At 68.7% G+C, this 12631-nt stretch carries 11 protein-coding genes and 6 pseudogenes; 9 read left to right on the plus strand and 8 right to left on the minus strand.

The genetic code is table 11. From position 1 onward, the window contains the following. Positions 1–127: 127 nt before the first annotated feature. The 4 genes and pseudogenes from ACIBBD_RS28150 to ACIBBD_RS28165 all read left to right on the plus strand — a co-directional run bounded on the left by ACIBBD_RS28150 (position 128) and on the right by ACIBBD_RS28165 (position 3749). Positions 128–616 carry a GNAT family N-acetyltransferase gene (locus tag ACIBBD_RS28150; protein WP_399422376.1) on the plus strand — a complete coding sequence of 163 codons (489 nt, stop codon included), beginning with the start codon at positions 128–130 and terminating at the stop codon, positions 614–616. 694 nt (positions 617–1310) lie between these two features. Further along, positions 1311–1710, plus strand: a pseudogene (locus ACIBBD_RS28155) (Tn3 family transposase); the annotation flags it as partial. Positions 1711–2141: 431 nt separating this feature from the next. Then, positions 2142–3251, plus strand: a complete 1110-nt coding sequence (locus ACIBBD_RS28160; protein ID WP_399422377.1) for a hypothetical protein — start codon at positions 2142–2144, stop codon at positions 3249–3251. A gap of 69 nt (positions 3252–3320) precedes the next feature. After that, positions 3321–3749, plus strand: a complete 429-nt coding sequence (locus ACIBBD_RS28165; RefSeq protein ID WP_399422378.1) for a signal peptidase I — start codon at positions 3321–3323, stop codon at positions 3747–3749. Here the strand turns inward: ACIBBD_RS28165 and ACIBBD_RS28170 are convergent. The 5 genes and pseudogenes from ACIBBD_RS28170 to ACIBBD_RS28190 form a co-directional block, all read right to left on the minus strand. Then, positions 3704–4576: pseudogene (locus ACIBBD_RS28170) on the minus strand (IS5 family transposase). The gene ACIBBD_RS28165 and the pseudogene ACIBBD_RS28170 sit on opposite strands and share 46 nt — an antisense overlap. Positions 4577–4584: 8 nt before the next feature. Beyond that, positions 4585–4773: pseudogene (locus ACIBBD_RS28175) on the minus strand (IS1380 family transposase); the annotation flags it as partial. A 93-nt stretch (positions 4774–4866) separates the two neighbouring features. Next, complete coding sequence (locus ACIBBD_RS28180) at positions 4867–5259, minus strand: hypothetical protein (protein ID WP_399422379.1); 393 nt, start codon at positions 5257–5259, stop codon at positions 4867–4869. A gap of 187 nt (positions 5260–5446) precedes the next feature. Then, a complete protein-coding gene (locus ACIBBD_RS28185; protein WP_399422380.1) occupies positions 5447–5962 on the minus strand; it encodes a hypothetical protein in 516 nt (171 codons plus the stop codon). 266 nt (positions 5963–6228) lie between these two features. Then, on the minus strand, positions 6229–6378 hold the full coding sequence (locus ACIBBD_RS28190; protein WP_399422381.1) for a hypothetical protein: 150 nt from the start codon (positions 6376–6378) through the stop codon (positions 6229–6231). Positions 6379–6530: 152 nt separating this feature from the next. On the opposite strand from ACIBBD_RS28190, the gene ACIBBD_RS28195 reads away from it, so the two are divergent. Together ACIBBD_RS28195 and ACIBBD_RS28200 are read left to right on the plus strand one after the other, a co-directional pair. Beyond that, complete coding sequence (locus tag ACIBBD_RS28195) at positions 6531–6941, plus strand: hypothetical protein (protein ID WP_399422382.1); 411 nt, start codon at positions 6531–6533, stop codon at positions 6939–6941. Between the two features lie 207 nt (positions 6942–7148). Beyond that, positions 7149–7328, plus strand: a pseudogene (locus tag ACIBBD_RS28200) (hypothetical protein); the annotation flags it as partial. Between the two features lie 72 nt (positions 7329–7400). Here the strand turns inward: ACIBBD_RS28200 and ACIBBD_RS28205 are convergent. The 3 genes and pseudogenes from ACIBBD_RS28205 to ACIBBD_RS28215 form a co-directional block, all read right to left on the minus strand. Beyond that, positions 7401–7676 (minus strand): annotated as a pseudogene (locus ACIBBD_RS28205) (glycerate kinase); the annotation flags it as partial. A gap of 561 nt (positions 7677–8237) precedes the next feature. Then, a complete protein-coding gene (locus ACIBBD_RS28210) occupies positions 8238–9962 on the minus strand; it encodes an acyl-CoA dehydrogenase family protein (protein WP_399422383.1) in 1725 nt (574 codons plus the stop codon). A gap of 98 nt (positions 9963–10060) precedes the next feature. Further along, positions 10061–10633 (minus strand): PadR family transcriptional regulator, encoded by a 573-nt coding sequence (locus tag ACIBBD_RS28215; protein ID WP_399422384.1) that lies wholly within the window; start codon positions 10631–10633, stop codon positions 10061–10063. A gap of 113 nt (positions 10634–10746) precedes the next feature. Here ACIBBD_RS28215 and ACIBBD_RS28220 point away from each other — a divergent pair. The 3 genes and pseudogenes from ACIBBD_RS28220 to ACIBBD_RS28230 form a co-directional block, all read left to right on the plus strand. Beyond that, positions 10747–10854, plus strand: a pseudogene (locus ACIBBD_RS28220) (IS5/IS1182 family transposase); the annotation flags it as partial. Between the two features lie 104 nt (positions 10855–10958). Then, on the plus strand, positions 10959–11612 hold the full coding sequence (locus tag ACIBBD_RS28225; protein ID WP_399422385.1) for an SUKH-4 family immunity protein: 654 nt from the start codon (positions 10959–10961) through the stop codon (positions 11610–11612). A gap of 6 nt (positions 11613–11618) precedes the next feature. Beyond that, positions 11619–12605, plus strand: a complete 987-nt coding sequence (locus ACIBBD_RS28230; RefSeq protein ID WP_399422386.1) for an alpha/beta hydrolase — start codon at positions 11619–11621, stop codon at positions 12603–12605. The last annotated feature ends 26 nt before the right edge of the window (positions 12606–12631 follow it).

Genomic DNA, 12631 nt, shown 5'->3' on the forward strand with positions numbered 1-12631 from the left:
CTGACGTTACCCGTGGAGCGGGACGGCATGATCCGTTGCCTGTGTGATGTCTCTGTGGCAGCGGGTGAGACGGCGAGGCCCCGACGAGGAACATGCTGACGGGACCTCGGTGCGACATACTGTCCCGATGCGTTCACGTACTTCCCCGATCAGCCAGCCGGTCACGATACGGAGGGCCGTCGCGCGGGATGCCAAACGGCTCACGCGGCTCGTGCGCGGCTCAGGCGCCTACGAGGGTAAGTACGCAGCCGCAGTCGCGGGCTATCGGGTCGGTCCTGATTACATCGAGGCCCACCGCGCCTTCGTAGCCGTCGGCGCCGACGAGCATGGAGGCCGGGTCCTCGGGTTCTACTCGCTCGTCCTCGCTCCACCGGAGCTCGATCTGCTGTTCGTCGCCGACGAAGCGCAAGGACGGGGTATTGGACGACTGCTCGTTGCGCACATGCAGTCCGAGGCCCGTGCCGCCGGGCTCGACCGTGTCAAGGTCGTGTCGCATCTTCCCGCCGAGGACTTCTACCACCGCGTCGGTGCGGTGCGGACCGGGACCGCGTTCGCATACCCACCCGCCGTGCCGTGGGACCGTCCCGAATTCGAGTTCCGCATTGCTTCGGCCTGACGCGGTGTGCCGGTTCGCAGAACACCGGCTTCTCCTGCATGCCTGCCAGAGCTCGGCGCGCGGGTGCGGACCGTCATGGCGACACTGCCGAAGACGCGGTCGCCGGCCCGCCACGCGGTGCCGCAGAGGAGCTCGCCGCTACGTCGGAGAGCCCGCACCGTTTCTCGGGCCTTGGCGTTACAGCCCGCCCGGGGCCGAACGCTGCCCTGGCACGCGACGTATGCCTCTACACCAGTAGGACGGGATGGAGGCCGCCGAGTACAGGGTCTGGGTGACCGAGCGGCAGCTGACGCCCATCGAGGGAGTGGATCTGTCCGGCGTGTCCATCCGTCGTCTGCCAGGATCGCCACCGCGGCCGGCCCCCGGCTGGGTGGTCCGTCGTCCGTCCGGCGCCCGAGCGCCGGGGTCGGACGCTCGTGCACGGCGCCACGTGCCGGCACGACGAAGGGGGCGGGACAGAGCTGGGCACGCTGGACGCACACCATCTACGTCGCCGCCGAGGGCAAGCCGTACTTCCTCGAGGTCGTCACCACGGGCGGCGACGAGCCCGGCACCATGACCTTCGGCGACTACGACAAGCCCGTCGCGGCCACTCCTCGGCCGGCCGACCAGGTGGTCGACCTGGAGAAGATGATGGGCGACGCCGGAGCCGGAAGCGCCTGATGCCGCTGCACGGCACCTGAAGGCACTGCACTCTCCCTCGCACCGCTGGTCCGACCCGCGCGCCCGGCTGCTGGACGGCACGGAGTGGGAGGCCGTGCGGGAGGACGTTCTGGCGGGTCTGAGCCAGGATATGCCGGTCGAGGAGCACCTGGCCGCGCTGGTGACGGCGCTGGACGCGGCGTGGAAACAGATGGCGGAGCGCCTGGAGACGGCTGGGCAGGACACGAAGGTCACCGTCGAGGTCCCGCCGGGCGGCCGGGCGGCCGAACGTGTCCCAGCTCGGCGCGGTGGGCGAGCCGAAGTCCCTGACGTGGCTGCGGGGGCGGGTGGAGATGCTCCCGAAGATCGACCTGCCGGGGCTGTTGTTCGAGGTGCACGGCTGGACCGGGTTCCTGGACGCCTTCGTACGCCTGGGCGACGGCACAACCCGCCACTCGATCACCGTCCAGGTGCGGTCGTCCCCGCGCCCGCGGGGGTAGCTCGAAGGAGACCCCGGACAGCGGGGTCCTGCAGAAGTCGTCCCCGCGCCCGCGGGGGTAGCTCCCGCGGTAAGCAGTGACTGGACAGTCGCTGAGCAGCTGTGCGTCAGTCGCTGCTGTGAGAGGTTCCAACTCGGCACCGTCGTGCCATTGCTTTGGCTGCTGCTGGATGAGGGTCTGGATCGCATCGTGGTCGCCAGCGTGGGCTTGTCCACGAGAACCGGCAGCAGATGTTCACCACTTCGGGAGGCGCCCGGCACGTCGGGGGTTCGAACAGTGTGTTGTACACCGTGGCGTACACAGTCCCGCCGCGGATGACAAAACACGTGGAAGGTCCGCCACAGAGCTGCGACGATGCCCCCTGCTCTCTTCGCGGAGGACATTTGTTCGTTTTCGTGTGTGCAGGATGTGGCGCCGAGCTGACCATCCCGCTGTCCCCGGTCGCGCTGCCGGTCCACGCCCATCAGAAGTACGGAAACGGGATCCAGCTCCCGGTGCTCATGGAATCGGGCACATTCGCCGTGGAACCGGAGCCCTGGGGGCCGCCGTGGTCGAGGTGGGAGGAGATCGACCCGGCCGAGGCGGCGGCCCGTGGTATCTACGCTCCGCTCTACGCCTTGTCCGACAGCACACCCGGCACCGTCGTCATCGCCCCCGGGGATACCCGCGGCACCGTGCTCATCCCGCACGAGGCCGGCGGCTACTGCTGCGGTCTCGACTGGGGTGACGGCCCCAACATGGCCTGCGAGGCGTGCGGCCTGGTGGCGAGCCGGATCGACGACTGCTCACTCTGGCAGGCGGTCTGGCTCGCGCCGGACGCCGTGCACCGCCTCCCCGTCGACGACACCGACTCGGACACCGCAATCCTCTCCTGGGAGGAACTGCTGGAAGAGGGGGTAGCCACGCCCCCGATCGAGCCGATCACCAGATGGGGCTCGCTGCTCGGGCTGGAGCACTGGTGGTCATGGAGCCCACAGTGGGAAGCGGCAGCCGGTCGGGCCCTGGCCCACCTCCTGGCAGCTTCCGATGGCCGACCGGTGTCGGTCCCGCCCGGCCTGATCACGGAAGTGTTCCAACGTGCCCTCGACGCCCTGCTGCCCGCGGACCAGCCAGCGCGACGCGCCGTCCTGGCCGGTCCGGGGCTGCCCGCCCCCGGCCCGGAGGCCGACATGATCCTCGTGCCGACCCACCCGCAGACGGGGGAACTCTGGAGCCCGGCCGGCCCGGACGCATCTGCACGCCCGGTGCCACTGCCGTTCGGGATATGGATGTGGATGGCCTTCCCCGAACCACACCTGTACCTCCCCGCCTCGGGAACCATGCCCGACGGCGTACTGCGCGACGACCCGCCCCCGCCACGCCCCCACCGCCTGTTCCGAGCCGACCCGGGAACCTTCCAGCACACCCTGGTCCGATTGCCGGCGGTCCGCAGGCCGTGGCTGCGCGAGATCCTCGACAACCTCACGCACCACATGCAAGCCGGTCTCTTCTAGGGCCTGTTGCGAAGTGACGGTAGTTCCTCCCGTGAGTGCTGATGTGGCTGGCTGCTACCTTCCGGAGCCATGACCGACAGCGTGTATGTGGGCAATGCCGGCAGGGATGCGGCACTGGACCGGGGGTGGCTGCTGGGACATTTCAAGGACGCCTCCGATCCTCGTCATAGCGAGGATGTGGAGATCAAGTGGGGCGTCCACCCGCAGGGCGATGAGCGGGCTCAGTGGGTAACCGGCGAAGAGCGCACCGCCCTACTGGTCCTCATCAGCGGGCGCTTCCGGGTGGAACTGCCCGGGCGCAGTGTTCTCCTGGCCGAGCAGGGGGACTACGTCGTGTGGGGCCGGGGCGTCGATCACTCCTGGTTCGCGGAGGAAGAGTCTGTGGTTCTGACGGTCCGCTGGCCTTCTGTCCCCGGCTACAAAGTGACCGATGAGGACGATTCCGCTGCTGGTCATAGCCATTCGTTCAGGACCGCGACCAACACGGTGGCCTCGTAGCGTACGGCCAATTTGTCATAGCGGGTGGCCACCGCACGGTGGCGCTTGAGGCGATTGATCCCGCATCGACCGCATGGCGTTCGCGGTAGTCGGTCTTGTCGAACTTTGGCGGCCGACCGCCGTGAGAGCCGAGATTCTTGCGGTTGCGGACCCGGTCCGCCGGCACGGGGATCGTTGCCTTGATCCCACGTCGGCGCAGGCAGGCGCGGTTCTGCGGGAGTCGTACGCCTTGTCGGCCCGCACCCGGTCCGGGCGCTTGCGCGGCCGTCCCCGGCCGAGCCGGGGTACCCGGAATGCCTCCAGCACCGGCTCGAACTGCGGGGGATCCCCGCGTTGTCCGGCCGTGATCACCACCGACAGCGGCTTCTGACCCTGCTCGACCGCGAGGTGGATCTTGCTGGTCAGCCCGCCCCGGGAGCGTCCGAGACCGTGGTCGGCCGGCTCGACGGCGATGCCGCCGGGCGGCTCCTTCTGCAGGTCCCCCTTTTCGATGCCCCGACGGCGTGCCGGTGGGCACGGCAGACGCTGGAGTCGACGTTCACGTCCCAGGTGGTCTGTCCCTTCGCGTCGGCCTCGGCCCGCAACTGGGTGACGATCCTGGCCCAGGTGCCATCGCGCTGCCAGCGCCGGAACAGGTCATGGGCCCGGTCCCAGGGACCGTAGCGTTCCGGCACATCGCGCCAGGGAGCGCCGGTCCGGGTCCGCCACCGTATGCCGTCTATCAGCTGTCGCCGCGTCCACACCGGCGGACGGCCCGGCTTGATGCCCTTCGGTAGCAACGGCTCCAGCCGCGCCCACTGGCCATTCGTCAGATCCCCACGTCCCACAAAGCGTGATCATCCACCGCTCGAGGGTGCCGCCAGGGCACGAGCGCCGCCGATATCGCGGTATCCAGGCCACTCTTGCGGGCGGTCTCGACCAGCAGCACACTCCCGGCCTGGGAGACCACCCCGTGACCGCCGCTCTCGACACGGACACGCGGGTACGACGCGCTACGCTTCCTCACCTGGAGAGTGCCTCTCATTGGGGCGGACAGGACCCTAGACAAGCCCTATCTTCCCAGTTCAGATGCACTCTCCAGTGATCTGACCGGCGGTTGGACACCAGCTCGCACGTGTCACAGGACCCAGGATCCAGGCAGTTCCAGCGAAGTGTCGCCGACGATGAGAAGCGGTCGCCGCGAATGCCACCGGGCGTCGTCCGCCTGGCCGCGCAGCGGCACGGTTGCCAGTTGGAAGCGGGCATCCAGCGCGTCGAGCTCCGCCTGCCGCGCGGCCCGAATCCTGTCGGTGAACACGGGCCATGCCTCCGCCAGCCAGCGGCGGCAACGAAGCATGTTCGCGTACTCCCAGACGAGTTCGGCGTCGAAGCCCTCTTCGACATCCTGCACCAACGCCTCCCACGCCTCCATCATGGCGTTGAGCGTCACCATCCCGTACCGCGCCGCCAAACCTCGGCTTGCCCGATGCACCGACTCGTAGTCATCTGCGCTGAGCACCTCCATGTCCATGGGCACAGCCTGCCAGCTGTTCCACGCCGGATGAATGGGTCACTCAACAGGTGAAAGCACCGGGGCCATGATGACGACCGGGCCGAGATGCAACAGCCCAGATCACAGCCGGTGGAAGCAACCGGCCAAGAGGCTGATCGAACAATCGCCATGAAAGCCCGAGGCTAAGCCGTAGGGCCACAGTTTCTTAGGCAGCCAGGCAGGGTGCGCGGTTTCGGGGTGGAAGTACCGTGGTCGGCGGCCTGCCGGGCCAGAGCCTCGGCTCCCTCCCGTCCCCAGCCCGCTCTCGCGACACCGGCAGGGAGCGCAGGGCGTTGGTGTTGCCGTGGTCGGCGGACTGCCGGTAGAGGGCTTCGGCGGCCTCCCGGTAGGTGTGCACAGCGGCCGCGACCCGCTCACCGACATGCGGGGAGCCGAGATAGTGCTGGGCCTCGTTCAGCCTTACCGCGGTGCGGGGCTGAACACGGTGCAGGTCCTCCGGGGCTGCCTCGGCGCGGGCCGGGTCGAAGGGATGCCACAGCCGCCATCCTTGGTTCGCGAGGGGCTGCTCGGCCTCCCAGCATGCCCGTGTCTTGCCCGTCGATGAACCGCCCACCAGGACCACGATCCGGCTGCGGCCGGCCGCGGCATCCCGTACCGCTTCGGCCAACACCCGGTCGTGCTCGCGCCGTACGTACCCGGGCAGCACCCGCGCCCCGGGCATGTCGGAGCCGGGAACACTCTTGCTGTGCCCGGCCGGATGGACCTCCAGATCGTGCGGCTCCCACTCCCCGATCGCAATGGCCCGGCCCCGGCCGTCCTGCGCCGTAACCCCCGGCCGCGGCCTGCCGCAACTTCAGCAATTCCTCAGCAGGAAGCCGCAAAGTGTAGGCCGCTACACCCCCGCTTCGGGAGCGCACTCCCTCGGTGTGGCACACGGATCACGGGAACAGTGCAGCTGTCGTGGGCGCGGTCGCCGCGCCCAGGCGGTTACAGGGCCGCGGCTTCCTCGGTGGTGAGGAAGCGGAGGTTCTGCACGTGCTCGTTGACGAACCTGGGCACGCCCTCCGAGGCCTCGTACCACCTCGGCTTGCCCGTGCTGTCGGCGATCACCCTGCCGTTGACGCGGAGGTTCTCCAAGGCGACGTACTTGATGGCGTTGCGCGTCGAGACCGGCTATCAGCGAGAGGTTGGCGTTCTTGCCGTTGTAGGTGAGGTCCTTGATGTAGGCGGACTCGATGCCGCGACCGGCCGAGGTGTTCCACTGAGGGTTGTTCATGATGTGCATGTGGATGAGCTGGCCCCAGCGGAAGTCCTCCACCCGGATGTTGTCGAATTTCACGTCCCGGACGAGGTTTGCTGTCGCCGACCATGAATGCGATGGCGCCCTGGTAGGTCACCTGCGGCTCGCGGTGGTCGAAGATGTCGATGTCACTCACCCGGGGTCCGGCGAGCAGCTGAAGCGGGCCGGACGCGATATCCAGCGGGGCTTCGGCGACTACGTCGGCGCGGCGCTGATGTGGGAGCTGGTGGCCTGGATCACCGCGGCCCGGGACGATCACGAGGGCGCGGTGCGGCTGCTCGGTGCGGTCCGCACCCTGTGGCGGCGCCGCCAGCGCGGCGTTCGGCTCCCGTCTCGCCGAGCGGCGCGAACAGTGCGAATGATCCGAGGTCAGCGACCGATGGCCATCGTCGCGGGGTGAGCCGGCGGCCGGGGGCGTTGCCGCCTTCGCAGGGTCTGGCGGGTGCGTTGGTCGCGCCGCGTCTGCGGCTGCCGGTCTCGTCTTTCCCTCCAGGGATCCCCCTCGGCGGCCGAGGGGGAACTCGTCGTCGCCCGCCGTCAGTTGGATGAGGGTGGTCAGCGGCTCGATGCCGGGCGAGGGCATCGTGGCCACCTCGACCGTGCCGCCGTGCAGCCCGGCGAGCGCGGCGGCAGTGTCGCGTACGGCGGCCAGGTCCCGCAGGACGCGGCGGCTGGGCTCCAGCAGTTCCACGCCCGCCTCGCTGAGGAACCGCTGACCGCCACCAGCCGAGGCATCGGTCAGGCCGTCCAGTACGCCCTGGCAGGTGGGGCCGACACCATCGTCCTCGCCCTCGGCGGGGTCGCCACCACCGACGGTGGCGCGGGCCTGCTCCGCCTTGCGGCCGCCCGGCAGGACGCCGAGGCCGCAGACGGCCGCGGCTTCGACGAGGACGGTACGGCCGTCGACCGCGACGGGCGCCGTCACGGGCTGCCCGGTGGGTCCGGTGACGGTGATCGTCTCCGCGCGGAAGCGGCCCGCGCAGACGGCGGTGACGCTGCCCTCTCCTCCGTCGGCCAGGGCGAGTCGGGTCACGCGGGTGTGCGGGGCGGCTTCGCGCAGCCCGCGCTCCAGCGCGCGGGCCACGGCGTCGGCGGTGAGGGAGCCTTTGATGCGATGAAACCGCAGCCAGGTCATGGCGGACGCAGACGTCGCTCCCAAGGTCACCGAGTGCGGTCCGGCGAGGCGGAGCTGAGCCGGATCACCGGCGCCAAGGCACCCTCCGGGGAGCCTCTCGACGGGGGTCGGCCGTAGCCCCCCTAGAACCACAACGCTCCGTTCCGCGGCCTGGACAGCGCCAAGGACGTGAAGAGCGGCTCCGGTGGCAGGTCGTTCCGCAAGAGCAGCGAGGCCCGCAGGCTCGCGGAGGCCCGCAAGGCGGCCCGGGTGCGGCACGGCGGCTGAGCCCGGCTTCCCGGACCGCCGGGCGGTGTCTTTCGTCCACGCTGCTTGACGGACACGCGGGACCGGAGATCGGCCGCGGTGCGCCGGACGGCGTCCGGTACGGGCGATCGTGCGCAGGGGGAGGCGTGCAGGCGATGGACGACGGCGCAACCTGCCGCGGCGGATCGGTGTCTGCACCGTCGGGTCGTCGTAGTACCGCGCCAAATCAGCCGGTCAGGGCCATTGAGCGGGGCTCTGAGCGACCGGTGGCCGGGCACCTGCGCGGCCCAGCCACCGGTGATGCGTACGGCCCGACTACGGGGCCATCTCGTACGCGCCGGACAGCGCCTCGACCCGCTGCCAGACTCGGTCCGTGCGCGCCTTGTCGACGACCGGCCGCCGGACCGAGCTCAGCGCCCACTCCTGCTGCTGTTCGGTCGCCGAGTCCTTGCCGTGCAGTTCGATGGCGTGCCCGGAGAAGTCGCGTACGAGGACGGCGAAGAGTTCGTCGAGTACGTCCTCGTCGAGTCCGGTCAGGCCGGCCTGCTCCAGGACGAGCTGCCCGTGCACGACGAGCGCGAAGAGCTGGCCGATCGCGAGGACGAGGTCGAGGTCGCGGCTCTGCTCCGCGTCGGGGGCGGCTGTGGCGACGAACTCGCAGAGCGCGTCGGCCTGTTCCCGCAGGCGAGCGACGTTGGGCAGATGCGCGTACGCCTCGAAGGCCGGGCGCCAGTCGTGGAAGCGCACGGAGCCGAGGCCGCGGGCCGGCCCTTGGCGGAACAGGAAGTCGTCGTCGGCCGCGTCGAGGCGGGTGGGCACGCTGGGGTACTCGGCCGGGTCGAGGAGGTGGTTGCGCATGAACTTCAGGATCAGTGCGAGGTTGACGTGGACCGTGCCCTCCAGCTTCGGCAGACTGCGGATCTCCACGGCTGCCTGGCCGAAGTAGTTGTCCTTCTCGAAGCCCTTGGCCGCGATGACGTCCCACATCAGGTCGATGACCTTCTCGCCCTCCGTGGTCACCTTCATCTTCGTCATCGGGTTGAAGAGCAGGTAGCGGCGGTCGTCGGGGCCGGCGGAGCGGAAGTAGTCGACGGCGCGGTCGCTGAACAGCTTCATGCCGACGAGCCTGACGTATGCGTCGGTCAGCTCCCGCCGCACGTGCGGGAAGGCGGTGACGGGGCGGCCGTAGAGGATGCGGTTGTGGGCGTGGGTGACGGCCTCGTACATCGCGTGTTCGCAGATGCCGATCGAGGCGGTGCACAGGTTGAACTTACCGACGTTGACCGTGTTGAGGGCGGCATCGAAGGCGGCGCGTCCGGTGTGCAGGACGTCCTCGGCCGTTACGGGGTAGTCCTCCAGGCGGAACTCGCTGACGAACTTCGACGAGTCGACGACGTTCTTGACCAGGTGGTAGGCCGGGTGACGGCTCTCGGCGGCGAAGAACACGTAGCCGTCGGGGCCCTCGACGTCGGTACGGCGGCCGAAGACGGAGACAAGTCCGGCGGCGTTGCCGTTGCCGATGTAGTACTTGGAGCCGGTGGCGCGGAAGCCGCCGTTGCCGTCGGGCTCGAGCAGCATGTCGGTGGAGTAGATGTCGGCGCCGTGGGCCTTCTCGGACAGGCCGAACGCGAACACCTCTCCCTGGGCGAGGAGTTCCGCGGCACGGGCTCGCGCGGCCGCGTTGTCGCTCTGCCAGACCGGGCCGAGGCCAAGGATGGTGACCTGCCAGGCGTACCAGTAGTCCAGGCCGTAGAAGCCGAAGATCTCGTTGAGCGCGGCGATACGGGCGGTGTCCCACCGCTTGTCCGGCTCCCCCTCCCCGGCGGCGGACGACGGCGTCAGGAAGGTGGCGAACAGATTCTCCTTGGCGGCGAAGGCGAGGAAGTCACCGAGCCACGCACGGGTCCGGTAGTCCTCTATCAGCTGCCGCTTCCCGCGCTCCTCGAACCAGTCGACGGCGGCACGCAGCAAGCGGCGTGTCTCGAGGTCGAAGTGCGCGGGGTCGTAAGTGCGCGGGTTGAAGAGCAGTTGGTCAGCCATGGTGAGGACCCCTTTCGGCTGATGGACGGACGGCAATCGGAAGGTTCGGCGGCTGGAGGAGCCGAGGGGAGAGGAGTCGTCGGCGGGTGCGGCAGTAATCAGCGGCTCGGGCCGAAGCGGGCCAGCGTGGTGAGCACGTCGTCCAGCCAGTCGATCATCATCCGCTCGTACGCGATGCCGCCGCGCAGAACGGCGTGCTGGAGCTCTCGCTCCGCGTCGAGCGGCGCCTCGGGAGCGGCCGCGCTCGCCTCGGGCCCAGTGAAGTCCCGCTCCTCGCCCGCGAGATAGTGCGCCAGCCGGTCAAGGTGCGCCCGCCGGTGCCGCTCCACCTCGCGGATCAGGGCGGCCGGGTCGTCGAAGGCGGCACCGCGGATCTTCACCGCCAGGTCGTGGCGGACGCTCTCGGGCTCGATCGGATCGTGCAGCCACGAGGACAGCGCGGCCCGGCCGAGGTCGGCGACGGAGTACTCCTTCTTGTCCGGCCGGCCCTGCTGCGCGACATCCCGGACGTCGACCCAACCATCGTTCTCCATGCGCTTGAGCACGCGGTAGATCTGCTGGTGGGTCGCGGTCCAGAAGTAGCCGATGGACCGCTCGAATCGCCGGGCCAGCTCATAGCCGGATCCCGGCTTCTCCAAGAGCGACACCAGGATCGCGTGCTCGAGCGCCATGACACCGATCGTGCTATGCAACTCGTTGCATAGCAAGTCTCATCGGCTCCGATGCGACGCGGCTCACCCTCCGGACGTGACCCATGCCTCAGCGGCAGAGCCCCGTCCAGTGACCCAAGGACTTCGTCGTCCTCCCAGGCCGCTGGCGCGTCGAACACACACGGGGATGGATCATGAACGCCCGTCGTAACGCGAGGGACTACGAGCGGCTTCCCCAACACTGCTCGTTAACCGAACTAAGGGTTGTCCCGCAAGTGCGGTCGCGCTCTGAGCAGAGGCCGGCTCGATAGGGTCAGAACCGCAGCCAGCCGAAGAGGATCGTGCCATGGCGACCTATGACCAGCTGACTGAGTGGGCCGGTCGCGGCCATGTCACGCGAGCCAGACGGGACGTTGTGGCCGGCTGGCGGATCCCGGACTTCATGAAGATACAGCTCGTCGAGGTGGGCATCCCGGTAGCTCCACGCCTCATCGAGCGAGTAGCGATTCAGAGCGAGGCCGATCCGGTCCTGTTCCCGTCCCGCCGGCCGCTCTACCGTCTCACCGAGCAGGCGGACCCCGATGAGCCGACCGAGCGGTCATCGTTCGGCGTCCAGCCGGAGACCGGGGCGGTCTTCTTCGTTGTGCCGCACGGGGAGGCATGGTTCGCCAACTCGAGTGTCGATGTGTGGCTCGACGTCCTTCACCGGTACGGCAGCTGCGTCACCGCCTCAGAGCTTCTCAGCGAGCCGGACGGCCCGGAGGAATACCTCTCCGAAGAGGAGGAAGAACAGGCTCTCGCCTGGCTGAACCGACTGGCCGAGGAGCTGAAGGAGATCGACCCTCTGGTCCTCGCAGGGCTGCGTGCCTCGGCCGCCGACCGGCCCACCCGACCGCGCTGCCCGGCACCGCACCCACCACTTATGGACCCTGGAACCCGCCCGAGGAATGGCCTGCCCGGTAAATCATATCCAGAGGACAGTTTCTTCCCCCCATCGTGAGTGGACATGATCTCGGCGCCGGCGAATCATGGTGTGCGGATCGTCGGTCGGCGGATCGAGGGCGACAAAGGGACAGGCGCAATGGTCGAGACTGTTTCATTCAGGAACAAGGCAGTAGAAATCGCGGGACACCTTCACCTGCCGGACGAATTCGACGAAGGAGAGAAGTACCCGGCTCTCGTCGGAATTCATCCGGCCGGCGGCGTGAAGGAACAGACCGTCGGCCAGTACGCGAAGCGGCTGGCCGCCCACGGATTCGTCACCGTGGTCTACGACTCCTCCTATCAGGGAGAAAGCGGCGGCGAACCGCGTCTTCTGGAGGACCCGACGACCAGAGTAGAGGACGCCCGCTGCGCGGCGGACTTCCTCACCACTCTCCCGTACGTCGACACCGAGCGGATGGGCGTCTTCGGCATCTGCGCCGGCGGCGGTTACGTGATCAGCGTGGCGCAGACCGAACGCCGCTTCAAGGCGGTGGCCACCGTCAGCGCAGCTCCGATGGGCGAAGGCTCCAGAGGCTTCCTGGGGCACCTGTCTCCGGTGTCCGAGCAGATCAAAACCCTGGAAATGGTGGCTCAGCAGCGCACGGCGGAGGCGAAGGGAGCAGCGCCTGTCTACGCTCCGTTCGTCCCGGAGGCGCTGGAAGAGATCGACGACAACACGCCGGACCTCCTTCGTGAGGGATACGACTACTACCGGACTCCGCGTGGCCAGCATCCCAATTCGAAGGGGCGTTTCCTGCTGACCAGCATGGACAAGATGTACGCCTTCTCGGCATTCGGCCAGATTCCGGAACTGCTGACCCAGCCGATACTCCTCGTCGCGGGGAGCAAGGCGGACACCAAGGTGTTCAGCGACCAGGCGTACGAGCTTTCCAGGGGCCCGAAGGAACTGTTCGTCGTCGACGGCGCGACGCACATCGCCATGTACGACGTTCCCGAGTACATGGACCAGGCGATCACCAAAATGGTGAAGTTCTTCGCCGTCCTTTAGTGAACGAACCGCAGGGGAAACGCCCG

This window comes from Streptomyces sp. NPDC051315 (assembly GCF_044455165.1).
Classification (GTDB): Bacteria; Actinomycetota; Actinomycetes; order Streptomycetales; family Streptomycetaceae; genus Streptomyces.